General features: G+C 67.4%; 19 protein-coding genes and 2 pseudogenes. 12 read left to right on the forward strand and 9 right to left on the reverse strand.

Translation table 11 applies throughout. The features are described from left to right. Positions 1-173: 173 nt before the first annotated feature. Positions 174-1484 (forward strand): lysophospholipid transporter LplT, encoded by a 1311-nt coding sequence (gene lplT, locus LK409_RS14910; RefSeq protein WP_010929021.1) that lies wholly within the window; start codon positions 174-176, stop codon positions 1482-1484. A gap of 18 nt (positions 1485-1502) precedes the next feature. On the opposite strand, the gene LK409_RS14915 is transcribed toward lplT, so the two are convergent. Then, entirely contained in the window at positions 1503-2399 is an 897-nt protein-coding gene (locus LK409_RS14915) for a uracil-DNA glycosylase (protein ID WP_010929022.1), read from the reverse strand. Next, entirely contained in the window at positions 2386-3633 is a 1248-nt protein-coding gene (gene tsaB / locus LK409_RS14920; protein WP_003813880.1) for a tRNA (adenosine(37)-N6)-threonylcarbamoyltransferase complex dimerization subunit type 1 TsaB, read from the reverse strand. The genes LK409_RS14915 and tsaB overlap by 14 nt, the downstream gene beginning before the upstream one ends. 129 nt (positions 3634-3762) lie before the next feature. Between tsaB and risA the strand changes: the two genes are divergently transcribed. The 4 genes from risA to LK409_RS14940 all read left to right on the forward strand — a co-directional run bounded on the left by risA (position 3763) and on the right by LK409_RS14940 (position 7111). Beyond that, positions 3763-4497 (forward strand): response regulator transcription factor RisA, encoded by a 735-nt coding sequence (gene risA, locus LK409_RS14925; RefSeq protein WP_003813882.1) that lies wholly within the window; start codon positions 3763-3765, stop codon positions 4495-4497. Positions 4498-4531: 34 nt separating this feature from the next. Beyond that, on the forward strand, positions 4532-5926 hold the full coding sequence (gene risS, locus LK409_RS14930; protein ID WP_033446543.1) for a sensor histidine kinase RisS: 1395 nt from the start codon (positions 4532-4534) through the stop codon (positions 5924-5926). Between the two features lie 62 nt (positions 5927-5988). Further along, positions 5989-6537: a peroxiredoxin gene (locus tag LK409_RS14935; protein ID WP_003813886.1), complete on the forward strand. Its 549-nt coding sequence runs from the start codon at positions 5989-5991 to the stop codon at positions 6535-6537. Positions 6538-6592: 55 nt separating this feature from the next. After that, on the forward strand, positions 6593-7111 hold the full coding sequence (locus LK409_RS14940) for a carboxymuconolactone decarboxylase family protein (protein WP_003813887.1): 519 nt from the start codon (positions 6593-6595) through the stop codon (positions 7109-7111). 67 nt (positions 7112-7178) lie between these two features. Here LK409_RS14940 and LK409_RS14945 read toward each other — a convergent pair whose 3' ends face one another. After that, positions 7179-8006, reverse strand: a complete 828-nt coding sequence (locus LK409_RS14945; protein WP_076879861.1) for an AraC family transcriptional regulator — start codon at positions 8004-8006, stop codon at positions 7179-7181. A gap of 60 nt (positions 8007-8066) precedes the next feature. Between LK409_RS14945 and LK409_RS14950 the strand changes: the two genes are divergently transcribed. After that, a complete protein-coding gene (locus LK409_RS14950; protein WP_226376437.1) occupies positions 8067-8336 on the forward strand; it encodes a hypothetical protein in 270 nt (89 codons plus the stop codon). 12 nt (positions 8337-8348) lie between these two features. Beyond that, positions 8349-9317 carry an MFS transporter gene (locus LK409_RS14955; protein ID WP_227909704.1) on the forward strand — a complete coding sequence of 323 codons (969 nt, stop codon included), beginning with the start codon at positions 8349-8351 and terminating at the stop codon, positions 9315-9317. Positions 9318-9326: 9 nt separating this feature from the next. On the opposite strand, the gene ispF is transcribed toward LK409_RS14955, so the two are convergent. Both ispF and ispD read right to left on the reverse strand, forming a co-directional pair. Further along, on the reverse strand, positions 9327-9815 hold the full coding sequence (gene ispF / locus LK409_RS14960) for a 2-C-methyl-D-erythritol 2,4-cyclodiphosphate synthase (RefSeq protein ID WP_003813893.1): 489 nt from the start codon (positions 9813-9815) through the stop codon (positions 9327-9329). After that, on the reverse strand, positions 9812-10495 hold the full coding sequence (gene ispD, locus LK409_RS14965) for a 2-C-methyl-D-erythritol 4-phosphate cytidylyltransferase (RefSeq protein ID WP_010929024.1): 684 nt from the start codon (positions 10493-10495) through the stop codon (positions 9812-9814). The genes ispF and ispD overlap by 4 nt, the downstream gene beginning before the upstream one ends. A gap of 29 nt (positions 10496-10524) precedes the next feature. On the opposite strand from ispD, the gene mfd reads away from it, so the two are divergent. Together mfd and serB are read left to right on the forward strand one after the other, a co-directional pair. Beyond that, positions 10525-13980 carry a transcription-repair coupling factor gene (gene mfd, locus LK409_RS14970; protein ID WP_010929025.1) on the forward strand — a complete coding sequence of 1152 codons (3456 nt, stop codon included), beginning with the start codon at positions 10525-10527 and terminating at the stop codon, positions 13978-13980. Between the two features lie 35 nt (positions 13981-14015). After that, positions 14016-14876 (forward strand): phosphoserine phosphatase SerB, encoded by an 861-nt coding sequence (serB, locus tag LK409_RS14975; protein ID WP_010929026.1) that lies wholly within the window; start codon positions 14016-14018, stop codon positions 14874-14876. A 100-nt stretch (positions 14877-14976) separates the two neighbouring features. Here the strand turns inward: serB and LK409_RS14980 are convergent, their stop codons facing one another. After that, positions 14977-15894, reverse strand: a complete 918-nt coding sequence (locus LK409_RS14980; protein WP_003821300.1) for a LysR family transcriptional regulator — start codon at positions 15892-15894, stop codon at positions 14977-14979. A gap of 137 nt (positions 15895-16031) precedes the next feature. Between LK409_RS14980 and LK409_RS14985 the strand changes: the two genes are divergently transcribed. Genes LK409_RS14985 through LK409_RS14995 form a run of 3 tightly spaced genes read left to right on the forward strand, consistent with a single transcriptional unit; the run spans position 16032 to position 19635 of the window. Then, entirely contained in the window at positions 16032-17012 is a 981-nt protein-coding gene (locus LK409_RS14985) for a Bug family tripartite tricarboxylate transporter substrate binding protein (protein WP_003821297.1), read from the forward strand. A 59-nt stretch (positions 17013-17071) separates the two neighbouring features. Beyond that, the gene (locus LK409_RS14990) at positions 17072-18862 is read left to right on the forward strand and encodes an acetolactate synthase catalytic subunit (protein WP_102967415.1); all 1791 of its coding nucleotides are present in this window, start codon (positions 17072-17074) and stop codon (positions 18860-18862) included. Further along, positions 18859-19635, forward strand: coding sequence for an SDR family oxidoreductase (locus LK409_RS14995; RefSeq protein WP_004566414.1), 777 nt, complete (start codon positions 18859-18861; stop codon positions 19633-19635). The genes LK409_RS14990 and LK409_RS14995 overlap by 4 nt, the downstream gene beginning before the upstream one ends. Before the next feature lie 17 nt (positions 19636-19652). On the opposite strand, the pseudogene LK409_RS15000 reads toward LK409_RS14995, so the two are convergent. From LK409_RS15000 to LK409_RS15010, 3 genes and pseudogenes are all read right to left on the reverse strand, one after another. Continuing rightward, positions 19653-20162, reverse strand: a pseudogene (locus LK409_RS15000) (GNAT family N-acetyltransferase); the annotation flags it as partial. A gap of 75 nt (positions 20163-20237) precedes the next feature. Continuing rightward, a complete protein-coding gene (locus tag LK409_RS15005) occupies positions 20238-21458 on the reverse strand; it encodes an ISL3-like element IS1001 family transposase (RefSeq protein WP_010927279.1) in 1221 nt (406 codons plus the stop codon). A 115-nt stretch (positions 21459-21573) separates the two neighbouring features. Continuing rightward, a pseudogene (locus LK409_RS15010) lies at positions 21574-23820 on the reverse strand (TonB-dependent receptor); the annotation flags it as partial. Between the last annotated feature and the right edge of the window lie 187 nt (positions 23821-24007).

The raw sequence follows: 24007 nt of genomic DNA on the forward strand, positions 1-24007 counted from the left end.
CCAAGGCCCGTATGATACCCCAGGAGGGTAGCGCCCATCGTGAGCAAAGGTGAGCCTGGGACAAACGCGAAGCGCCGGCCGGCCGGACCGGGCGCTATACTCGCTGACACTTTTTTTCGCCAATACGGTCAATCGGACAGTGCCAGCCGTTCGGGCGGGCAGCGGGGACATTCTTGAAACGCGGGTTTTATCTGGTTATGGCCGCGCAGGCCTTCTCATCCCTGGCAGACAACGCACTGTTCATCGCGGCGATCGCCTTGATCCTGGAGTTGAGCGGGCCCGACTGGATGGCGCCCATGATGAAGTGGTCCTTCGCCCTGGCCTACGTGGTGCTGGCCGCGTTCGTGGGCGCCTTCGCCGATTCGTTCCCCAAGGGCCGGGTGATGTTCATCACCAATGCGCTCAAGGTCGCCGGCTGCATGCTGATGTTCTCGTATGCCAGCATCGGCGTGCCGACCACCTACCAGACCTACCTGGTCTGCGCGGCCTATGGCCTGGTCGGCATCGGCGCGGCCGCCTACTCGCCGGCCAAGTACGGGATCGTCACCGAAATGCTGCCGCCCGACCTGCTGGTAAAGGGAAACAGCTGGATCGAAGGGCTGACCGTGCTGTCCATCATCATCGGCACGGTGCTGGGCGGCGTGCTCATTTCCCCCCATGTCTCGAGCGTGCTGCTCGCCCACCCCTGGCTGAACAAGCTGGTCCATACGCCGGCGGAAGCCGCCATCCTGGTCATTGCGCTGGTCTACGTGATCGCCGCGCTGTGCAATCTGCTAATCCCGCCCACGCACGTGCGCTACCCCCCGCAGCAGCGCAGCCCCTTCAAGCTGGTGCGCGCATTCAGCGGCTACGTGTGCGTGCTGTGGCGCGACAAGCTGGGCCAGATCTCGCTGGCCGTGACCACGCTGTTCTGGGGCGCCGGCGCCACGCTGCAATTGATCGTGATCGAATGGGGCCGCAGCCATCTGGGCTATCGCCTGGACCAGGCTTCGGTGCTGATGGGCGTGGCGGCGGTGGGAACGGTGGTCGGCTCCATCCTGGCCGGCCGCATTCCGCTGCGCAAGGCGCTGTCGGTGCTGCCGGTCGGCGCAGCCATGGGCCTGGTGGTGCTGCTGATGCCGCTGGTCTATTCGCCCTGGAGCGTCTACCTGCTGCTGGTCACCGGCGGCCTGGCCGGCTTTTTCGTCGTTCCCATGAACGCCCTGCTGCAGCACCGCGGCCACGTGCTGCTGTCGGCCGGCCATTCGATCGCGGTGCAGAACTTCAACGAGCAGCTCAATATCCTGCTGATGGTCGCCATCTATACGGTGCTGCTGTGGCTGGAACTGCCCATCAACATCATCATCGTCATATTCGGCCTGATCGTCACCGTCCTCATGGTGGTGTTCATCCGCTGGAGCCGCCGCAACCTGTCGGCCGACCCCGCCCTGCGCGAGCAGATCGGCCAGGAAGGCCACGGCAAGGCCCTCGACTCGGCCCACTGAGGACCGCTTGCCGCCGCCTCAGCCGCGCGCCGCCAGCAGCAGGTCCTGCCAGGCGCGCGCCTTCTCGGCCGGGCTGCGCAACAGATAGGCCGGGTGGTAGCTGACCACCACGGGAATCGAGCGCCCCTCGTCGGTTTGCAGGCTGTGCACGCGGCCGCGCAAATTGCCTATCGTGGCCTCGGTGCCCAGCAGCGTCTGGGCCGCGAACCGGCCCAGCACCAGGATGCGCTCCGGGTTCAGCAGGGCAATCTGGCGCCGCAGGTAGGGACTGCAGGCGGCGATTTCCTCGGGCTTGGGATTGCGGTTGCCGGGCGGGCGGCACTTGATGACGTTGGCGATGAACACGTCGCGCTCGCGGCTCATGCCCACCGACTGCAGCATCGCATCCAGCAGCTTTCCCGAGCGGCCGACGAATGGCAGCCCCTGGCGGTCTTCCTGCTCGCCGGGCGCCTCGCCCACCACCATCCAGCGCGCTGGCTGGGCGCCCATGCCGAACACGGCGTGGCGCCGCCCCTGGCACAGGCCGCAGGCGGTGCAGTCCTGCACCAGCTGCTGCAATTGCCCCAAGTCGGCGCCGGCAGCCCGCGCCGCCACGGCGGCCCGCGCGGCCTGTCCGTCGGCCTCGGCGGCCGGCTCGGCGCGCTGCGGCGCGGCCACCGGCGGGCGCGGCGCGCGGGCCGGACTGGCCGCCGGGCCATCGGCGCGTGGGGTCGTGGCCGCCGGCCGGACGGCCTCGGCCGTCGCCACGGCCGCATTGGCGGCCTCGGCGACAGGCGCGGCGGGCGCGGCAGCCCCGGCCGCGGACGCCAATGGCGCCGGCAGCCAGGTTTTCTCGATGCCGATCTCGCGCAGCCAGATCCGCTGCAGCGGATTCGGACGCGGCGCGGCCGGCACGGCGGCCTCAGGCGCGCTCATCGCCCACCGTCGCTTCGCCCAGGGTTTTCTGCATTACCAAAGCATCCTCGCGCTTGCCCTTACCTGCGGGATAGTAATCCTTGCGCCGGCCGATGCGCAGATAGCCGTGCCGCTCGTAGAACTGCACCGCGGTGGCATTGGACGGCCGCACCTCCAGCAGCACGCCGGCCAGGCCGCGCGCGCGCGCCTGGCGCTCGCACCAGCCCAGCATCAGGCCGCCCAGGCCTTGCCGGTGCAGATGGCGCGGCACGGCGATGACCAGCAGATGCACCACGTCGGGCGCCGCCATCATCACACAAAAGCCCGCCAGCCTGCCGTCCTGGCGCAGCACACAGGCCGGATAGCCGGCCTGCAGCGCATCGGCGAAATTGCCGCGCGTCCAGGGAAAGGATTGGACCTGCGCCTCGAGTTCGGCCACTTCGTCGAGGTCGCGCTGCGCCATGGGCAGCATCTGCGTGGCGGCCAGGGCCGAGACCGCGCGCGGGTTGCCCCCCTGCCCCCGCTCGCGCTCGGCGGTGGTGAAGGCCACCTTGTCGCGCACATACAGGGGCGCGGCCAGTTCGGCGGCCACGCCGCCGCCATCCCGCCAGGCACGGCGCGCCAGGCGCGCCACTGCCTGGGCCTGCGGCCGCTCGGCCTGCACGCGCACCCAGCCAGGCGGCGCGGCTATGCTGGCCGCGTAGACCTGCCATGCATCGCCCGCCATCCGCACGCGCAACGCGCGGCCGGCGCGGGCCGACCAAGCGTCCAGGTGATGCACGGTCCAGGGCACCACCTCGCCGGCGGCGATCAGCAGCGGCGCCTGCAGCGTCTGCCACTGCCCGTCATCGCCGCGCAGGTAGACGGCCAGGTAGACCTCTTCCATGCGGGCGTCCAGCGCCACCACGACCGCGTCGTCGGCCGCCGCGCCCGAAACCTCCGCCACCGCCTCATGCGACACGACCGGCAGGACCGGGATCCCCAGTCCCAGGGCGATGCCCTGCGCCACGCCGCACGCCACCCGCAAGCCGGTGAACCCGCCCGGCCCCTGGCCGAAGGCGACCGCCTGCAGGGCTTCGGGCGCCAGGCCGGCGCGTACCAGCAATTCCCGTGCCATGGGCAACAAGCGTTCGGCATGCTCCTGGGCGCCCTCGTGCTCCAGCACGGCGACGACGGGTTCGGCCCCGTGCTCGGTGAGCAAGGCCACGCCGCAGCGGGAAGACGAAGTTTCGAAGGCAAGCAGGTTTAGATCCATAGGGGCGGATTGTACGAAATCGGGCGCTTCACCTAGTATGTAAGGGGGATTTCAACCGTAGCGCGCAATGTGTAATATCTTGTGAACACCCACTAGCCGCTGGTTCTTGTCACTGTTACATTTCCGGCCATGAACACGCAAAACACCACTCCTACCCGCAAGATCCTGGTCGTCGACGATGATCCCCGACTGCGCGATCTCCTGCGCCGCTATCTGTCGGAACAAGGGTTCAATGTATTCGTGGCCGAAGATGCCAAGGAAATGGGCAAACTGTGGCAACGCGAACACTTTGACCTGCTGGTTCTCGACCTGATGCTGCCGGGCGAGGATGGCCTGTCGATCTGCCGCCGCCTGCGCGGCGGCCACGACAATACTCCCATCATCATGCTGACCGCCAAGGCCGAGGAAATCGACCGGATCGTCGGCCTGGAAATGGGAGCCGACGATTACCTGTCCAAGCCCTTCAACCCGCGCGAACTGCTGGCCCGCATCAATGCGATCCTGCGCCGCCGCGGCACCGAAGAGCACCCGGGCGCGCCCAGCCAGGAAAACGAGTCGATCGCCTTCGGCCCGTACGTCCTGAACCTGTCCACGCGCACCCTCACCCGCAATGGCGAGCAGGTGCCGATCACGACCGGCGAATTCTCGGTCCTGAAGGTTTTTGCCCGCCATCCCAAGATCCCGCTGTCGCGCGACAAGCTGATGGAACTGGCCCGCGGACGCGAATACGAGGCGTTCGACCGCAGCCTGGATGTGCAGATTTCGCGTCTGCGCAAATTGATCGAACCCAACCCGTCCAAACCCGTTTTCATCCAAACCGTCTGGGGCCTGGGATACGTTTTCGTTCCGGATGGCGGCAGTTGACCTAATGGCCCGCCCCGGGCAGGAGCGCCGTCTCGTGCCCCGCATGCGCAGACTGTTCAGAAACCTGACCTCGCGGTTGCGTCTCGGCCTGTTCGGACGCACCTTTCTGCTGCTCGCGGCACTGATGCTGGTCAGCCTGGGCGCCTGGCTGCAAGTCTTCTTCAGCATGGAGCTGGGGCCGCGCGCCAATCAGATGGCGCAGCGGGTGATCACGGCCGTCAATATCACGCGTACGGCCCTGGTCTATTCGCATACGGACGAGCGCAGCAAGCTGCTGCTGGACCTGGCCACCAACGAAGGCATCCAGGTCTACCCGCGCGAGCTCACCGACTTCACCGAGGCGCTGCCCGACGACGACTACTGGCAACGGGTCGCGCAGCATATCCGCGTGCGTTTCGGACCCGAAACCCAGATCGCCTGGGGGGTCAACCAGGTACCCGGCTTCTGGGTCAGCTTCCAGATCGACCAGGACCTGTACTGGCTGGTCTTCGAGCGCGAGCAGATCGGCCTGACCGGCGGCATCGAATGGCTGGGCTGGGGCGCCACGGCGCTGCTGCTGTCGCTGGTCGGCGCGGCCGTCAGCGTGGGGTTCGTCAACCGGCCGCTGTCGCGGCTGGCGCGCGCCGCCCAGGTGCTCTCGCGCGGCGAAACGCCCGCGCCGCTGCCCGAGCAAGGTCCGCTGGAAATCCGCGACCTGAATGCCTCGTTCAACCGCATGGCCAAGGACCTGCGGCAGGCCGAGGCCGATCGCGAGCTCATGCTGGCCGGCATTTCACACGACCTGCGCACGCCGCTGGCGCGCATGCGCCTGGAAATCGAGATGAGCGGCGTCTCGGAGGACGCCCGCCAGGCCATCGACGAGGACCTCGGCCAGATCGACCACAGCATCGGGCAGCTGATGGAATACGCGCGCCCGGCCGGAACCCTGCCCCAGCTCGCCACCGACATTTCGTCGGTGCTGGCCGAGCTGTATGAGCGCGAGCGCAGCCATACCGCCTCGCTGGGCGGCGAGCTGGAAGCCTCGATCGATCCGGGCCTGCGGGCGCGCATCACGGCGCTGGATCTCAAGCGCATCGTCAGCAATCTGATCGAGAACGCGCGCCGCTACGGCCGCTCGTCCGACGGACTGGCCCACCTGGCCATCAGCGTGCATTCGGAAGGCAATATCCTGGCGATCGAAGTGGCCGACCGCGGCCCCGGCATCGCCCCCGAGGAAGTCGACCGCCTGCTGCGTCCGTTTTCGCGTGGAGAAGCGGCCCGCACCGGCGTCAGCGGCGCGGGGCTAGGCCTGGCGATCGTCGAACGCCTGCTCAAGCACGTGGGCGGCTCGCTGCGCATGCTGCCGCGCCAGGGCGGCGGCCTGATCGCGCGGATAGAGTTACCCAAAGCCAAATTTAGAAATTATCAATTAGACAGCGAAAACCAATAGCGTAGAATTTAGGGCTTGAGGCCTTGCCTGCCTTAATTCCACCAACTTACTGGGAGCACCACATGAAAACTGTTGGCGACAAACTCGAGCCTTTCAAGGTTACCGGCGTCAAGCCCGGCTTCAACCAGCATGAAGAAAACGGCGTTTCGGCTTTCGAGGACATCACCGAAAGCTCCTTCCCCGGCAAGTGGAAAGTGATCTATTTCTACCCGAAGGATTTCACCTTCGTGTGCCCGACCGAAATCGTCGGCTTCAACAAGCTGGCCAAGGATTTCGAAGACCGCGACGCCGTCCTGCTGGGCGGCTCGACCGACAACGAATTCGTCAAGCTGGCCTGGCGCCGTGAGCACCCGGACCTGAACAAGCTGGGTCACTACCAGTTCGGCGACACCACCGGCGCGCTGATCGATCAGCTGGGTGTGCGTGAAAAGGGTGCCGGCGTCGCGCTGCGCGCCACTTTCATCGTCGACCCCGACAACACGATCCAGCACGTTTCGGTGAACAACCTGAACGTCGGCCGCAACCCTGAAGAAGTGCTGCGTCTGCTCGACGGCCTGCAAACCGACGAGCTGTGCCCGTGCAACCGTTCGGTTGGCGGCGCCACGCTGTAATTTCCCCGGCCCGGCTCGTCCGGGCTTTCATTGCTCCAGACTATAGGGAAAAACTATGGAATTCCTTTCTACCATTAAGGATCAACTGCCGGATTGGGCCAAGGACATCCGCCTGAATCTGGACGCCGTGATCGCACGCTCCACCCTGGCGCCGGAAGACGCCCTGGGCGCCGCGCTGTCGGCCGCGTTCGCCGCGCGCAGCCAGTTGCTGATCGACGCCTTCAAGGGTGCGCTGTCGGAGACCGACGCCAATGCCGCCCTGACCGCTTCGGCGCTGATGGGCATGAACAACACCTGGTATCCGTACGTCGAAATGACCGGCGACGCCCAGCTCAAGAGCCTGCCGGCGCAGCTGCGCATGAATGCCTACGCCACCCATGGCGGCGTGGACAAGAAGCGCTTCGAGCTGTTCGCGCTGGCCGCCTCGATCATCGGCAAGTGCCATTTCTGCGTGCAGTCGCACTACGAAAACCTGAAGAAGGACGGCCTGACCGTCGAACAGCTGCGCGACGCGGGCCGTATTGCCGCCGTCGTCAACGCAGCCGCCCTGGCGCTGGCCGCGCAGGGCAAGTAAGCGCCCCCCGCGGTGCGCCGGCCTCCCCCGCCGGCGGCCGCAGCCGGCCCCTGCGCGGGGCCGGCACTCATTCCTTTCCCTCGCCCAGCCGCCGCCACTCGCGCGGCGAGCAGCCCAGCGCCCGATTGAACATGGCCGTGAACGCGCTCGGGCTCTGATAGCCGAGATCCAGCGCCACGTCGGTGACCGCCTGGCCGTCGCCCAGCCGCCGCACGGCGTCCAGCAGGCGGGCCTGCTGGATCCAGCGCGCGAAGCTCAGGCCCGTTTCGTCGAGAAAACGCCGGTACAGCGTGCGCGCGCTGAGCTTCAGCCGGCGCGCCTGCGCCTGGGCGCTGTCGAATGCCGACAGGTCGGCCAGCGCCCGCTCGCACAGGCCACGCAGCGCCGCGCTCTCGGGCAGCGGCAGATCGAGGCCGCAGCGCGGCAGCCGCCGCAGTTCGGCCACCATCAAGGCGCTGAGCAGGCCATATTCCTCGTCCAGCGCGCCGTCGCTGGCCTCGTGGCGCTGGGGCGCGTCGCGGGTGGAGGGCGCATCGGTGCTGGCGCGCACCACCAGCTCGCGCATCAGCGCAGTCATGTCCAGCACGGCGCAATCGTCGGGCATGCCCCGCACCAGCGCCGCGTCGATGTACAAGGACCGCATGTCGACCGCGCTGCTCATGCGGATTTCGTGCACCGTGCGCGCCGGGATCCATAACGCGCGCATCGGCGGCACCACCCACAGCCGGCGCCGGGTCGCGACCCGCATCACCCCCGACGAGCCGCACAGGAACTGCGCGCGATCGTGCCAATGCGGCTTGACGTGCGCGTCGGCCGGATAGCGGTTGCGCCGCGTGACGACAGCCGGCGCGCGTGCATGGGCAACCGAGATGGCTTCGGCGGCGGGTTTGTCCATTTCTCGATAGTTTTGGTCAAATTCAAGAAGGACAGAATAGCGCAGCCAGCGCACACTGGCATGCATCCTCATTACGACGCCTTCGCCATGGACGCTCCCGCAGCAAGCACGCCCGCCCCTCCCGCCGCCTTCCCGCGCAGCGTGACGCTGTTGCTGAACGTCGCGCACGCGCTGGACCATATGTTCCTGCTGATCTTCGCGACGGCGGTCGCGGCCATCGCGGCCGATTTCGGTTTTGCGCGCTGGGAGGACCTCATGCCCTTCGGCGTGGCGGCCTTCTTCCTGTTCGGCCTGGCATCGTGGCCGACCGGCCGCCTGGGCGACCTGTAGGGCCGGCGCCGCATGATGCTGCTGTTCTTCTTCGGCCTGGGCGCGGCCGCGCTGCTGTGCGCACTGACCCGCAATGCCTGGCAGCTGGCCGGCGCGATGGCGCTGATCGGCGCATTCGCCGCCATCTACCATCCGGTGGGCATTCCCATGATCGTGCAGCACGCGACCAACCCGGGCGCGGTCATCGGCGTCAACGGGCTGGCCGGCAACCTGGGCGTGGCCCTGGCGGCGCTGGTCACCGGCGTGCTGGTCCAATGGCTGGGATGGCGGGCGGCCTTCGCAGTGCCCGGACTGCTGTCGATCGCGTGCGGCCTGCTGTTCATGCGGGTATGCCCCGCCGAGGACGAGCCGCCGGCCCGCCGCAAGAGCCGCGCCAGCGTGCTGCTCGACCCGCGCCAGCTGGCGCGGGCGTTCGCGGTCATGACGGCGGCCGCCGTCACCGGCAGCCTGCTGTTCAACTTCACCACCAACGGCAATGCCCAATTGCTGGACCAGCGTTTTCGCGGCATCGTCGAAGACCCGGTCGCCCTCGGCGCCATGCTGGCGTTCATCTATGTGGTGGCATCGCTCACGCAGGTGGTGGTGGGGCGCCTGATCGACCGGGTCGCGCTCAAGCCGCTCTACCTGTGCATGGTGCTGGCGCAGATCCCGCTGCTGGCCTGGGCGGCCGTGGCGCAGGGCTGGGCCCTGTTTGCCGCGCTGCTGGGAACCATGGTGTTCATTTTCGGCGCGATCCCGTTCACCGACGCGATGATCGTGCGCTATGTAGACGACCGCAGCCGCTCGCGCGTGGCCGGCATGCGGCTGACGGTGTCGTTCGGCGTCAGTTCGCTGGCCGTGTGGCTGCTGGGGCCGGTGGTCAAGCAGGCAGGCTTTGGCAGCCTGTTCGTGGGCATGGCCGTCATCGCCGCCTGCACCGCCACCATGGTGCTGCTGCTGCCCAGCGAGCGGCCCGAGCCGCAAAGCGCCCCGGCCGCCTAGCGGCCGGCCCTAGCCGGCGCGCGCCAGCAGCACCACCACGTTGGCGGCAATCCCTTCCTTGCGGCCCAGGTAGCCCAGGCCTTCGTTGGTCTTGGCCTTGATGTTGACCGCGCCGGCGTCCAACGCCAGATCGGCGGCAATATTGGCCACCATGGCGGCCGCGTGCGGGCCGATCTTGGGCGCCTGCGCATGGATGGTCGCGTCGACGTTGACCGGCGCCCAGCCCGCCGCGCGAACCTTGTCGAACGCCGCCCGCAGCAGCACCCGGCTGTCGGCGCCGCGGTAGGCCGGGTCGGTATCGGGAAAATGGCGGCCGATATCGCCCAGGCCGGCCCCGCCCAGCAGGGCGTCGGTCACCGCATGCAACAGGACATCGGCGTCGGAGTGCCCCAGCAGGCCGTGCGTGTGGGCGATGGTGACGCCCCCGATGATCAAGGGCCGGCCTTCGACCAGCGCGTGCACATCGAAGCCCTGCCCTACGCGAAACGGGATATTCATAGCCATTTTTCCATCAGTTCGAAATCATCGGGCCAGGTCACCTTGAAATTGCGCAACGCGCCCGCCACCAGGCGCGGGGCATGGCCGGCCGCCTCCACCGCCGACGCCTCGTCGGTAACGGCCAGGCCCGCGGCCCGCGCGCGCGCCAGCGCGTCGCGCAGCAAGCCGGCGCGAAACATCTGCGGCGTCTGGGCCAGCCACAGGCCGTCGCGATCGACGGTGCGCGATACGCGCTGCCGGCCCGCCTTGACGGTATCGGCTACCGGCAGGGCCAGCAGGCCCCCGACCGCATCGTCCAGGCAGGCGTCGATCAGGCGCGCCAGCGCCGCGGCCGGCAAGCCCGGCCGGGCGGCGTCGTGCACCAGTATCCAGTCGTCGGCGTCCGCCCCGCTGTCGGCCAGGGCCGCGGCCACCGTGTCGACGCGGTTCGGGCCGCCGCATGGGCGCCATACGGTACGCGGCAGGCCAGCCAGCGCCTGCTCGACCCAGCCGTCGCCGGCGCTGACCGCCACGCGCACCTGGACGATGCGCGGATCGGCCAGCAGGGCGCGCACCGCGTGGCGCAGCATGGGCTGCCCGGCCAGCGGGCGATATTGTTTCGGAACGGCCGCCTCGCCGGGCAGGCTGGCGCGCGCGCCGATGCCGGCGGCCGGCACGATAGCGATCAGGGACTCGGACATGTTGCGGTGATTTTATAATCTTTGCCCTGATGCCTGATCTCACTCCGCCCGCCGTGCCCATCCCCGCCACCGCCACCACCCTGTCCGCCCTCAAGCCGGGAGCGCGCTTTACGCAGCCCCGCCCGCCCGGATCCGGCGACGGATGGCTGCTGGCGGACCTGGCCCGCCAGGCCAGCAAGCCGCTGGTGGTGCTGACGGCCGACCCGCTGGAGGCCCAGCGGCTGGCCGATGAAATCCCGCAATTCGCGCCCGAACTGCGCGTGCGCCAGTTGCCCGACTGGGAAACCCTGCCCTACGACGCGTTCTCGCCCCACCAGGACCTGATCTCGCAACGCCTGCGCACGCTGCACGCGCTCATGAACCAGGGCGTGGACATCCTGACCGTGCCGGTCACCACCGCCCTGTACCGCCTGGCGCCGCCCGCCTTCCTGGCCGCGTATACGTTTTCGTTCAAGCAGAAGGACCGGCTCGACGAAGCGGCCCTGCGCGCGCAGCTGACGCTGGCCAACTACAGCCACGTCACCCAGGTCACCGCGCCGGGCGAATTCTGCCTGCGCGGCGGCCTGATCGACCTGTTTCCCATGGGTTCGGTGGTGCCCTACCGGCTGGACCTGTTCGACGATGAAATCGAATCGATCCGCAGCTTCGACGTCGACACGCAGCGCAGCCTGTATCCGGTGGGCGAAGTGCAGTTGCTGCCCGGCCGCGAGTTTCCCATGGACGAAGAGGCGCGCAACCGCTTCCGGGCGCGGTTTCGCGAAGTGTTCGAAGGCGACCCCTCCCGCGCCCTGCCGTACAAGGGCATCGGCAACGGCATCGCGTTCGCCGGCATCGAGTATTACCTGCCCCTGTTCTTCGAGCAGACCGCCACCCTGTTCGATTACCTGTCGGCCGACACGATCACCGTCACGGTGGGCGACATCGACGACGCCATGCAGCGCTTCGCCCATGACACCCGCAGCCGCTACGACTTTCTCAAGGTCGACCGCGAACGGCCGGTGCTGCCGCCGGACACGCTGTTCCTCGACCACGAGGCGCTGTTCGCGCGCCTGAAGGACTTCCCGCGCCTGGCCTTGACGGCGGAGCGGTCGCATCCGGACTTCGCCGCCGCGCCCGATGTCGCCGTGGCGCGCCGCGCCGACGACCCCGTGGCGCGCCTGCGCGCGCTGCTGGCGCAGACCGGCGACCGCGTGCTGCTGTGCGCCGATTCGGCCGGCCGGCGCGAGACGCTGGCGCAAATGCTGGGCGAACACGGCCTGGCGCCCGAGGCCCAGGCCGATTCGATCCAGGCCTTCCTGGACGACGGCGCGCGCTTCGGCCTGGCCGTGGCGCCGCTGTCGGCCGGCTTCGGCGCGCCCGGCGGCGCCCTGCTGTTCCTGACCGAGAACGACCTCTACCCCGGCCATGCCGGCGCCACCCGGCGCGGCAAGCGCACCCAGGAACGCACCAGCAATGTCGAAGCCATGGTGCGCGACCTGGCCGAACTGCGCGCCGGCGACCCGGTGGTGCACGCCCAGCACGGCATCGGCCGCTACCACGGGCTGGTCAACATGGACATGGGCGAAGGCGAGATGGAGTTCCTGCATCTCGAATACGCCAGCGGCAGCACGCTGTACGTGCCCGTGTCGCAGCTGCACGTCATCGCCCGCTACAGCGGCGCCGACCCGGACGCCGCCCCCCTGCACCAGCTCGGTTCGGGCCAATGGGACAAGGCGCGCCGCAAGGCGGCCAGGCAGGTGCGCGACACCGCGGCCGAACTGCTGGCCCTGTATGCGCAGCGCGCCGCCCGCGAAGGCTATGCCTTCAAGCTGCCCATGAGCGACTACGAAGCCTTCGCCGAAGGTTTCGGCTTCGAGGAGACGCCCGACCAGGCGGCCGCCATCCAGGCCGTCATCATGGACATGACCTCGGGCCGCCCCATGGACCGGCTGGTATGCGGCGACGTGGGCTTCGGCAAGACCGAGGTCGCGCTGCGCGCCGCCTTCCTGGCCGTGGCCAACGGCAAGCAGGTCGCGCTGCTGTGCCCCACCACCTTGCTGGCCGAGCAGCATGCCCAGACGTTTTCCGACCGCTTCGCCGACTGGCCGGTGCGCGTCGTGGAGCTATCGCGGTTTCGCTCCGCCAAGGAGGTGGCTGCCGCCGTCGAAGGCATCAACGACGGCCGCGTGGACATCGTCATCGGCACGCACAAGATCCTGTCCAAGGACGTGCGCTTCAAGCGGCTGGGCCTGGTCATCATCGACGAGGAACACCGCTTCGGCGTGCGCCAGAAGGAAACCCTCAAGGCGCTGCGCGCCGAGGTCGACGTGCTGACCCTGACGGCCACCCCGATCCCGCGCACGCTGGGCATGTCGCTGGAAGGCATCCGCGACTTCTCCGTGATCGCGACGGCGCCGCACAAGCGGTTGGCCATCAAGACCTTCGTGCGGCGCGAGGACGGCAGCACCATACGCGAAGCGCTGCTGCGCGAGCTCAAGCGCGGCGGCCAGGTGTATTTCCTGCACAACGAGGTCGAGACCATCCACAACCGGCGGGCGCGCCTCGAAGAACTGGTGCCCGAGGCGCGCATCGCGGTCGCCCACGGCCAGATGCCCGAACGCGAGCTGGAACAGGTCATGAAGGGCTTCTACCAGCAGCGCCACAACGTGCTGCTGTGCACCACCATCATCGAAACCGGCATCGACATCCCCACCGCCAACACCATCGTCATCCACCGCGCCGACCGCTTCGGCCTGGCGCAGCTGCACCAGCTGCGCGGCCGCGTCGGACGCTCGCACCACCAGGCCTACGCCTATCTGCTGACGCCGGGCGAGGATGCCATCACGAACAACGCCAAGAAGCGCCTGGAGGCCATCCAGGCCATGGAAGAGCTCGGTTCGGGCTTCTACCTGGCCATGCACGACCTGGAAATCCGCGGCACCGGCGAAATCCTGGGCGACTCGCAATCGGGCAACATCCAGGAGGTGGGCTTCTCGATGTACAACGAGATGCTCAACGAAGCGGTGCGGGCGCTGAAGGCGGGCGAGGAGCCCGACCTGGACGCGCCCTTCAACCTGGCCTGCGAAGTCAACCTGCACGCGCCGGCGCTGCTGCCGTCGGACTACTGTCCGGACGTGCATGGCCGCCTGGCCATCTACAAGCGCCTGTCGCATGCCGACGGCGAAGACGACCTGATCCGCATCCAGGAAGAACTCATCGACCGTTTCGGTAAACTGCCCGAAGCCGCGCAGACGTTGCTGGCCACGCACCGCCTGCGCCTGGCCGCGCAACCGCTGGGCATCGTCAAGATCGACGCCAGCGAAACGCAGGCCCTGCTGCAGTTCGGTGCCAAGACCACGGTCGACCCCTTGCGCATCATCGAGCTGGTGCAGCGCCAGCGCCATATCAAGCTGTCCGGCCAGGACAAACTGCGGGTGGAGATCAAGGCGCCTCAGATCGCCGCCCGCGCCGACGCAGTGCGCGCCGTCCTGCGCGCACTGAAATAACCGCCGCGCTCGGCGCGGCCCGGAATCCTCGATCCATGACTATCCATCACCTCGTCATCCAGTCTCCCGCCCTGGCGGCCGAACACGCCGAACAGCTGGCGGCGCTGGCCCAGGCCCACGGCGTGACGCGCATCAGCACCACCGCGGCCCGCCTGCTCGACGTACAGCAGGATGCCGACACGCGCGCCCAGGTGCGGCATTGGGCCGAAACGCACGGCGTCGACGCCGCCTTCGTGCCCGCGGGCCTGGCGCTGGCCGACTGCCGCATCCTGGCGATGGACATGGACTCGACGCTGATCAACATCGAGTGCATCGACGAAATCGCGGCCGTCGCCGGCGTGGGGGCCCAGGTGGCCCAGATCACGGAAGCCGCCATGCGCGGCGAAATCAAGGACTTCTCGGAAAGCCTGCGCCGCCGCGTGGCGCTCCTGGCCGGCACGCCGGCCGCCGCGCTCGAACGCGTGTACGCCGAGAAGCTGCGCCTGAACCCGGGCGCCGAACGCCTGCTGGCCAGCGTCCAGGCGGCCGGCATCCAGACCCTGCTGGTCTCCGGGGGGTTCACCTTCTTCACCGAGCGGCTGCGCGAGCGCCTGGGGCTGGACCACGCCCATGCCAACACGCTGGAAGTCGACGCCGACGGCAAGCTGACCGGACGCGTGCTGGGCGACATTCTCGACGGCGACGCCAAGGCCGCGCACCTGGCCGCGCTGGCGCAGCGCCTGTCGGCCCGCCCCGAGCAGATCATCGCCATCGGCGACGGCGCCAACGACCTCAAGATGCTGGCCCGCGCCGGCTTCGCCGTCGCCTACCACGCCAAGCCCATCGTGCGCGAGCAAACGCCCTACGCCCTGAACGTATGCGGCCTGGACGGCGTGCTGAACTGGTTCGAGAAGTAAGCCACGCACAGGGTGCCTGTCCCCGCCGGGATCCGGTGCCTGTCCCCGCGGGGACAGGCACCTCGCGACGGCCTCCCGCCGCCCGGCCGGCCCGAGCGCCTTACGCCGGCTGCTTGCCCAGCGGGATGGGACCCGCATCCTTCACGAACCGCAGAAGCAGCCGCGCGGCCGGACTCAGGCTGCGCGTCGGCAGATGCAGAAACCCCAGGGGACGGCGCACCCGCGGCGCATGCAGCCGCAATACCTTCAGCCCGGCGACGTTGCATACCTCGATGGCGGTGGTGGGCAGAACGGAAACGCCCAGCCCTGCCCGCACCATGCCGATGGCGGTGGTGATAAGACTCACCTCGCGCTTGGGACGCTTCGAGATGCCGTTGGCCGCGAAGGCTTCGTCGACCAGCATCCTCACGTGGCTCTGGTAACTCATGCCTATCAAGGGCGATTCCGCCAACTCGCTCCAGCGGACCAGGGTGCGCCTGGCCAGGGGATGATCCTGCGGCACGACCGCGACCAGTTCATCGTGCGCCAGCAGGTCGAACTCCAGTCCGTCCTGCTCGACCGACGGACTGCCCACGCCATAGTCGATATCGCCGGTTCTCAGCATCTCGTGAATGCTGCGGTTTTCGGTCATGGCGTCCTTCAGGATCACCTTGATGCGCGGATAGGCCTGCTCCACGCGCGCGATCAGGGATGGGATCCAGGTGTTGCTGAGCGACGGAATGCACGCCAGCGTGACGGTGCCGCCGCGCGGCGAGGCGGCACCACGCACATCCTCGATCACGACCTCGAGATTGGCCAGGATCCGCTGCAGCTCCGGCAGCAGTTCGCGCCCGGTGGTGGTCAGCTCGGCGCCCCGGCGCGTACGCGTGAACAGGACGACTCCAAGCTGGGCCTCCAGCTTCTGGATCATGGCCGTCAGCGCCGGCTGCGTCACGTGCAAGGCCTGCGCCGCCTGCGAGAAGCTGCGGCTGCTTGCGACCTCGATGAAGGCGGTCAACTGCCTGAAGGTCACGTTCATGGCGTCATAACTTAAATTGAATTAACTATAAACAGAATAGATTATACGAATCAAACATTTACGGGTGTAATGGCGTCGCCTTCAGGCCAACCATCGATAACAGGCGTATCAACATCGCCTTCCGGAGACGCAGCAACATGCTATTGCACCGAGTACTCATTTCCCTCGCCACGGGCGTGCTGACTTTGGGGGTGCTTGGCGCCGCACACGCCGACGCCTATCCGACCAAGCCGATCAGGCTGGTGGTGCCCTATCCGCCCGGAGGAATTACCGATATCGCCGCGCGCGGCCTGGCGCGCGCCATGAGCGAGGAACTGAAGCAGTCGGTGATCGTGGAGAACCGCGCGGGCGCGGGCGGCATCATCGGCTCGGATTATGTGGCGCGAGCGCCCGCCGACGGATACACGCTGTTGATCGGCACCAGCGCGACCCATGGAACGAACCCCAGCACCTACGCCAACCTGCCGTACAGCGCGACCGGCAGTTTCGAACCGGTCGCCGCCGTGGCATCCAGCCCGCTGCTGGTGGTCGTCAACCCATCGTCCCCAGTGCGGGACGTCCAGGGCCTGATCGCGCACCTGAAAGCCAACCCGGGCAAGGAATCCTATGCGTCCACCGGCACCGGCGGCTCGCTGCACCTGACGCTGGAGCTCTTCAAGCTGATGACCGGGACCGATATCCAGCATGTGCCCTACAAGGGCAGCGCTCCCGCGCTGACCGACCTGATCGGCGGCCATGTCCAGCTGATGTTCGACAACATGCCCTCGTCGCTGCCGCAGGTCAAGGCTGGCAGCCTGCGCGCCCTGGCCGTGACGGGCCCGCAACGTTCGGCGCTGGTGCCGGAACTGCCTACCGTGGCCGAAGCCGTCCCCGGGTTCTCGTCGGCCTCGTGGGTCGCGCTGTACGCGCCGAAGAACACGCCGGCCGCGATCGTGCAAACGCTCAACGCCGCGGCCAACAAGGGCCTGAAGTCGCAAGAGGTATTGGCGCAGTTCTCCGCCGCGGGGCTGGAGCCGACCGGCGGCACATCCGCCGCGCTGGACAGTTTCATGCGCGCGGAAATCGCCAAGTGGGCCGAGGTCGTCAAGAAGATCGATCTGCCGCCGTCGAAGCTGTAGCAGCCGCCGCACGCCGCCGCCTGGCCAGCCTCCCAGCTATCCACACCAGATGAAACCCCATGCAAGCACACACTGAATCACCACCCGACGCGCGAACCAGCACCGGCAGCTGGGCGCGCCAGGATCTGAGCGCCTACCAGGCGGCCAATGCGATCGCCGACGTGCTGAAGGCCGCGGGCGTCGCCCAGATCTTCGGCCAAAGCTGTCCGACGGCCCTGTTCCTGGCCGCCGATGCGATCGGTATCCGCCAGATCGGCTACCGGACGGAGAACGCGGGCGCGGCGATGGCCGACGGCGCCGCTCGCGTCGGACGCCAGCTGACCGTGATCACGGCGCAAAACGGTCCGGCCGCGGCCCTGCTGGTCGCCGGCTTCTCCGAGGCGACCAAGGCATCCGTGCCCATCCTGGCCATCGTGCAGGAGGTGCCGCGCGCCAACGCGGACAAGAACGCATTCCAGGAGCTGGACCACGTCCAGCTGTTCGCCTCCTGCGCGAAATGGGTACGCCGGATCGACGTGGCCGAACGCGCCGCGAAGTACACCGAGCGCGCGATACGTATCGCGACATCCGGCCGGCCCGGTCCGGTGGTACTGCTGGTATCGCAGGACGTCCTGACCACGGCCTGCCCGCAGGCGCGGCCGGTGGCGCAGGACAGCGACGAGCCGCTGGGCCGCTTCCCGCTGGACCGGACGGTTCCGGTGGCAGGCCGCCTGGCGCAGCTTGCCCAGCGCCTGCTTGACGCGAAGCGGCCCCTGGTCGTGGCTGGAGGCGGCGTCCATCTTTCGGGCGCCTGCGACGCCCTGGCCCGGCTGCAGTCCCTGGCCGGCCTGCCCGTGGCCACCACCAACATGGGCAAGGGCGCGATCGACGAAACGCATCCGCTCTCCCTGGGGGTGATCGGCAACGCCATGGGCACGCGCAGTCCGGCCAAGCATTTCATGGATTACGTCCGGAGCGCCGACTTCGTGCTGTTCGTCGGCACCCGCACCAACGAGAACGGCACGGCGTCGTGGTCGCTGTTTCCCGAGCAGGCGCAATATGCCCAGATCGACATCGACAGCGAGGAAGTCGGCCGCAATTACGGGGCCATGCGCTTTGCCGGCGACGCCGCCGCCACGCTGCAGGCGCTTGGCGATGCCCTGCAGGGGCGCGGCCAGGCCGTAGCGGCGCGCAGGATGGCCGAGCTGGCGCCGGCATTCGAAGCCTGCCGCCAGGCCCACCGCGCCGAACTCGCGCCCTACGCGCAGAGCGACGCCTCGCCCATGCGGCCGGAACGGATCATGGCTGAGTTGCGCGCAAGCCATGGCGACATCATCTGGGTCGCCGATGCCAGCTACTCGTCCATCTGGCTTGCCCAGTTCATCCCCTGCACCCAGGCGGGAACGCGATTCGTCACGCCGCGTGGCATCGCCGGCCTGGGATGGGGCGTCCCGATGGCGATCGGCGCCAAGATCGCCCGGCCGGGCGCCCGCGTGATTTGCCTGACCGGCGATGGCGGCTTCGCCCATTGCTGGGCCGAACTGGAAACGGCTCGCCGGCACGAGGTGCCCGTCACGATCGTGGTGCTCAACAACGGTGTGCTCGGGTTCCAGATCAACGCCGAAGAAAGCCGTTTCGGCACCCATACCGACGTTTGCCACTTCGGCGCCATCGATCACGTCGCGATCACCAAGGCATGCGGCTGCGATGGCGCCAGCGTGAGCGACGCCGCTTCGCTGCGGCAAGCCATGGCGGCGGCCGAACGCAGCCCGGTCCCGTTCGTGATCGACGTGAAAACCGAGCCCTCGGCCTTTCCGCCGATATCGGCGTTCGAATCCCAGCTCCGGCCCCTCGGCGGCGAGACGCCATGACGCCGCGCGAACAGCCCCGGTTCCGCGGCAAGCGGGCGCTCGTGACGGGCGCGGGCGCCGGCATAGGCCGCGCCATCGCCCTGGCGCTGGCCAAGGACGGCGCCCATGTCTGCGTGCTGGATGCCGACCATGCGGCCGCCGACGAAACGGCGGCGATGGTGCGCCAGCTGGGCGCGGAAGCGGCGGCTATCGTGCACGACATGGGATGCGCATCCGTCGTCGCGTCGATCGCGTCGATGCAGGATGGCTTCGGCGCCTTCGATCTGCTGGTCAATAACGCGGGCATCTCGCCCAAGAAGCCGGACGGCCGCAAGCGCATGATCTGGGAAACCCCGCCCGAGGAGTGGCAACGCGTCATCCAGGTCAATCTGTGCGGCTACTTTTTCGCGCTACGCGCGGTATTGCCGGGGATGGTCGAGCGGCGCGCCGGGGCGGTCGTGAACATCGCCTCGCTGGCGGGCCTGCGCTATTCCTCGATTGCCGGCGCGGCGTACGCCACCGCCAAGAACGCAGTCGTCGGCCTGACCCGGCAGGCCGCCGGCGAAGTGGCCGAATTCGGCATCCGCATCAACTGCGTCGCCCCAGGACGCATCGAGACCGCGATGGCCTCGGTGGCCGGCGGCGAGTTCAACGAGACGATCCGCGCAAGCACCCCGCTGCGGCGCCTGGGCCAACCTGCCGACATCGCCGACGCCGTGCTGTTCCTGCTTTCCGAGCAGGCCGGCTTCATCACCGGCGAAACCTTGCCGGTGACCGGCGGACGGGGGCTGTGACCCGCCCGCTCAGCCCCCCGCTCCAGCAGAAGATGCGCAGCCCCATCGAACGCCACGTCGGAATACCCGCGAAAGCCAAGCCGCTCGGCCAGGCGCAGCGAGGGAAGGTTCGAACGCGCTATCAGCGCCACCACGCGCTGGCGTCCGCTTGATCGATCGTGGTGCGCGAGAAGCGCCTGCATTGCCTCCGCCGCCAGTCCCCTGCCCTGATGGGCGCTGGCGACGGCCCAGGCGGCCTCCGGATGGTTGTCGAAGCCGGGCCCGAGGCCGCGGCGCCGGAACTGGAAACCGGCCTCGCCGCGCATCTCGCCGCTGACCGGATCCAGCAGGTAGTAGAAGCCGCAAGCGTACGCGTCCCACATTCCCTGCCGTGCGCAAAGACGCAACCACGCCTGATCCTCGGTGAGATCGCGATGCCCGGCTTCATCGCGCTGCCGCTCCATCGCGAACCATTGATCGAAGCGGGCCATCGATTGCGGCTCCAGCACCAGCCGGTCTGTTTTCAGCACTTGCCGCATATCCGTCATGTCTTCCGCCCGGGTGGCTCGATGGCAAACACCTGAAATCGTAGAGCATTTCCGCGCCATGCCAAAAAAAAAGGTTCATCGCGCATTGCCGGGGAAGGCGGCACGGATTTTGAGGAAGAAGTATTCCTGGTCGCGGTAGCCGTAAGCGCGCCGCTTGATGACCTTGATAGTGTTGTTGATGCCCTCGACAATGCTGGTGTTCAGGGGATGTCGGCATCTGGCCAGGATGCCGTGCAGATAGCCTTTCAAGCGCTGAGCGAAGGTGTTCAAGGCGGCTATTCCGCTTTGCTCGGCCTGCTCGTACCAGTGGTTCCAGGCTTGTCTTGCCCAGGCAGGTCTTTGGTAGAACCAGAGCCGTTTGAGTTCGTCACGCAGGACATAGACCGTCAGCAGCGGCTGGTTGGCTTGCAGCAATTCGTCGAGCCGGACGGCCTGCTGCCGATCCAGGTTGTCACGGTTGCGCAGCAGCAGCCAGCGACTCGATTTGATGATCCTGCGTGCGGGACGATCCTGGCGTAGTTGATTGGCCTGATCCACGCGCACCCGATCAATGACCTCTCGTCCATACTTGGCCACGACATGGAACAAGTCATAGACGATCTCCGCCTGTGGGCTGTGGGCCTGGATCTCCAACTCGTAGGCGGTGGTCATGTCGATGGCAACGGCCTTGATGCGTTGGGCGGCCCCAGGCGGCAATTGTTCGAAGAACGCCCGGGCCGTCTCGCGTGAGCGTCCTGGGCCAATCCACAGCACCTGCCTGCCGATCGGATCGACCACCACTGTCGCGTAGCGATGCCCTTTGTGCAGGGCAAACTCGTCCATCGCCAAATACTCGATCTTGGACCAATCCGGTTCGCGCACCGACGCACGCAGCCGAGCCTTGTCCAGCGTCTTGACGGTATGCCAACCCAGCTCGAAGAACCTCGCCACCGCCTGCACGTTGCTCGATTGCAGCAATTGGCTGCAGGCCTGCGCCAGCCGATCCGTCACCCGTTGATATCGCCCCAGCCAGGCAAGCCGCTCCAGGCGCGGGCCGCCGCATTGCTCACACCACAAGCGTCGGCGCGGCACGTGCAGAACGACCCGATACTCGAATAACGGCAGATCTCGCACCCGTCGAACCGTGGTCTCATGCACCTGGCGACACCGCGCGCCGCACTGCTCGCACAGCATCACCTTGGCCGTTGGCTTCAAATAGATCGACAGCGTGCGCCCTGGGTCTTCGGGCCATTCCACGCGTTCGACGCCATAGCCCTGCCAGCCTCCCAGCGACTCCAGCAACTTGCGATCCAGCATCTCCCTGCACTCCTGATGGCAAATACCTGCCGTCAAGAATACGAAAACTTGCCAAACCCCTCCACGCTATTGCGCGATGAACCAAAAAAAACCGGCGCAATGCGCCGGTTTTCCCTGCGGCGCGGCCCGTGCCCAGCGCCGCATAGTGCGCCGCGTAGGCCTTGGTGTAGTACGTCTTGTCGAAGATGTTCATCACGTTGAGCTGCGCGGTCAGGTGGTCGTTGAACTCGTACGCGGCCATGGCGTCGAAGCGCCAGTACGACGGTACCCAGCGCGCCTTCGGCGTGCCGTCGGCATTGCGACCGTTGTCGGCGTTGCCATATACCTTGTCCACGTAATAGGCGCCGCCGCCCACGGTCAGCTGAGGCACCAGCTTGTAGGTGGTCCACAGGCTGAAGGCATTGCGCGGCGTGTTGGGCAGGTCCTGGCCCACCGCGCCGCTGTTGTAGGCGCCCTCGACCAGTTCGCTGTCCATGAAGGTATAGCCGCCGTAGACGTTCCACTTGGGCGTGATGCTGCCCGAGAAGCCCAGTTCGATGCCGCGCACCTTGGCCTTGCCGATCTGCTCCGTTTCGGTCGCCGACACGGCCACGCTGGTGTTCTTGCGGATGTCCTGGAACAACGCGCCCGACAGGGTCAGGCGGTCGTCGAACAATTGCCACTTGGTGCCGACCTCGACGGTGCGGCTTTTCTCCGGCGCCAGCGACTCGTTGCTCACCGTCACTGCGTCGCTCACGTTCGAGCCGGCGACGGCCGACGGCGTCGACGACGTGCCATACGAGGCGTAGATCGTGCCGTTGGGCACCGGCTTGTAGGCCAGGCCCAGCTGGTAATTGAACAGATTGTCTTCGCGGCTGGTGCTGTAGAACGCCGGCGTGCTGGCGGGGTCGTTGCGGCCGCGGGCGATATTGCTGCCGCTTACGCGGTAATTGTCCCAACGCAACCCGACGCTGGCCTGCCATTGCTCGTTGAACTTGATCGTGTCGAAGCCGTAGAGCGCGATCGTGTCGGTGGAGTAGCGAGCCGGGTTGTCGTTGCGCGACAGGTGGCCGGGATAATAGTCATGCGGATCCGGATCCCACAGCGAGGTGCACAAGGCCGGATTGCTGGCATCGTTGGCGCCCACCTTGCAGGGCATCGCGCCCTTGGCGATGGTCTGAGTATACGAGTCCTTGTCCTGCTTGATGTTGCTGTACTCGAAGCCCACGTCGAACGAGTGCTGCAGGCTGCCCGTCTCGAATTCGCCGCTCAGGTCGGTCTGGTTGGTGAACGTCTTGTTGGTGTAGTAGCCCGCCTTCAGCGCCCGGTACACCAGCCCGTTGGGCACGTTGCCCTTGCTGTCATCCGGATTGGTGGCGGCGTAGTCGGTCACCGAGCGCCCGTAGCGGGTGACGTTGCGCAGGCGCAGCTTGCTGCTGAAATCGTGATCGATGGCCAGCGTGGCCACGTCGTCGCGCGACTTCATGAAGTCGCGGCCGGTCAGCCCGTAGAAATTCTTGCGGCTGACGCCCTGGGTCTCGGTAACCGGCTGCCCCGATTTCGGATCGTACGGGATCGCGTAATCGGGCATGCTGTCATCCTGGTAGTGGTAGTACCCCAGGGTGATGCGGGTGGGCGTGCCCACGCCCAGTTGCAGGGTGGGCGCCACGCCCCAGCGGCTGAAATCGACCGCATGGTCGCGGCCCGGCACGTCGCCCTTGTTGCCCATCAGGTTCAGGCGGAAGGCGGCGTTGTCGCCCAGCAGCCAGTTGCCGTCGGCGGTGGCGCGGTAATTGCTGTCGGTGCCGATCTGCACCGAGCCCTCGGCGAAGTCGCGCGCCTTGGGCGTCTTACTGACCAGGTTGATGCTGCCGCCGGCTCCGCCGCGGCCGGAGTAGACCGAATCAGGCCCCTTGATGATCTCGACCTGTTCCAGGTTGAACGTATCGCGTATCTGGGTGCTGGGGTCGCGCACGCCGTCGACGAAGATGCTGCCCGCCGCATTCTGGCCCCGGATGATGGGCAGGTCGCCGCCGGCGCGCCCGCCCTCGCCGGCGCCCATGGTGATGCCCGGCGAGTTGCGCAGCACGTCCTGCAGATTGGTGGTGGCGGCCTGGTCCTGGATGACCTGCTGCGGCACGACCTGCACGGTCCTAGGCGTATCCAGCAAGGGCGCCGTCATCTTGGACGACTGGACGGTGGTGGCCTGATACGGGGACGCTTCGCCCTCTACCTGCACCGGCGCCAATTGGGTAACGCCCGCGCTGGTCTGCGCCTGAGCACCGGGCATCAGGCACAGGGCCGGCACCGCAATGGCGGCGGCCAGCGAGTTGGCGAGCGTGCTCGCTGAATACGAGTCCAGGGATTTCAACGGCTTCTCCATAAAAATCTGAATAACAACGATTCTTGTTCTTTAAATCGACTGCGATTCTCGTCTATTTACCTGACCTAAACCTGAATATTCCTACGGTGTCACATTTCTGCCACAGCCCTTTCCGCGCGCCGAGCCCCCTTTCGGCCAGGGAAAATCCGGCCGGAAATGAAAAACGGCCCCCCTTGCGGGAGGCCGT

It is taken from the genome of Bordetella parapertussis (assembly GCF_020735925.1).
Lineage (GTDB): Bacteria > Pseudomonadota > Gammaproteobacteria > Burkholderiales > Burkholderiaceae_B > Bordetella > Bordetella pertussis.

Excerpts from the sequence above, each read along its gene's own strand:
- LK409_RS14985 (WP_003821297.1), top strand. The coding sequence starts at position 16,032 with ATGCTATTGCACCGAGTACTCATTTCCCTCGCCACGGGCGTGCTGACT.
- LK409_RS14995 (WP_004566414.1), top strand. The coding sequence starts at position 18,859 with ATGACGCCGCGCGAACAGCCCCGGTTCCGCGGCAAGCGGGCGCTCGTG.
- LK409_RS14980 (WP_003821300.1), bottom strand. The coding sequence starts at position 15,894 with ATGAACGTGACCTTCAGGCAGTTGACCGCCTTCATCGAGGTCGCAAGC.
- LK409_RS14990 (WP_102967415.1), top strand. The coding sequence starts at position 17,072 with ATGCAAGCACACACTGAATCACCACCCGACGCGCGAACCAGCACCGGC.
- LK409_RS14945 (WP_076879861.1), bottom strand. The coding sequence starts at position 8,006 with ATGGACAAACCCGCCGCCGAAGCCATCTCGGTTGCCCATGCACGCGCG.
- mfd (WP_010929025.1), top strand. The coding sequence starts at position 10,525 with ATGCCTGATCTCACTCCGCCCGCCGTGCCCATCCCCGCCACCGCCACC.
- ispD (WP_010929024.1), bottom strand. The coding sequence starts at position 10,495 with ATGTCCGAGTCCCTGATCGCTATCGTGCCGGCCGCCGGCATCGGCGCG.
- serB (WP_010929026.1), top strand. The coding sequence starts at position 14,016 with ATGACTATCCATCACCTCGTCATCCAGTCTCCCGCCCTGGCGGCCGAA.
- LK409_RS14915 (WP_010929022.1), bottom strand. The coding sequence starts at position 2,399 with ATGAGCGCGCCTGAGGCCGCCGTGCCGGCCGCGCCGCGTCCGAATCCG.
- LK409_RS14950 (WP_226376437.1), top strand. The coding sequence starts at position 8,067 with ATGCATCCTCATTACGACGCCTTCGCCATGGACGCTCCCGCAGCAAGC.
- tsaB (WP_003813880.1), bottom strand. The coding sequence starts at position 3,633 with ATGGATCTAAACCTGCTTGCCTTCGAAACTTCGTCTTCCCGCTGCGGC.
- ispF (WP_003813893.1), bottom strand. The coding sequence starts at position 9,815 with ATGAATATCCCGTTTCGCGTAGGGCAGGGCTTCGATGTGCACGCGCTG.
- LK409_RS15005 (WP_010927279.1), bottom strand. The coding sequence starts at position 21,458 with ATGCTGGATCGCAAGTTGCTGGAGTCGCTGGGAGGCTGGCAGGGCTAT.
- LK409_RS14940 (WP_003813887.1), top strand. The coding sequence starts at position 6,593 with ATGGAATTCCTTTCTACCATTAAGGATCAACTGCCGGATTGGGCCAAG.
- LK409_RS14935 (WP_003813886.1), top strand. The coding sequence starts at position 5,989 with ATGAAAACTGTTGGCGACAAACTCGAGCCTTTCAAGGTTACCGGCGTC.
- LK409_RS14955 (WP_227909704.1), top strand. The coding sequence starts at position 8,349 with ATGATGCTGCTGTTCTTCTTCGGCCTGGGCGCGGCCGCGCTGCTGTGC.
- risA (WP_003813882.1), top strand. The coding sequence starts at position 3,763 with ATGAACACGCAAAACACCACTCCTACCCGCAAGATCCTGGTCGTCGAC.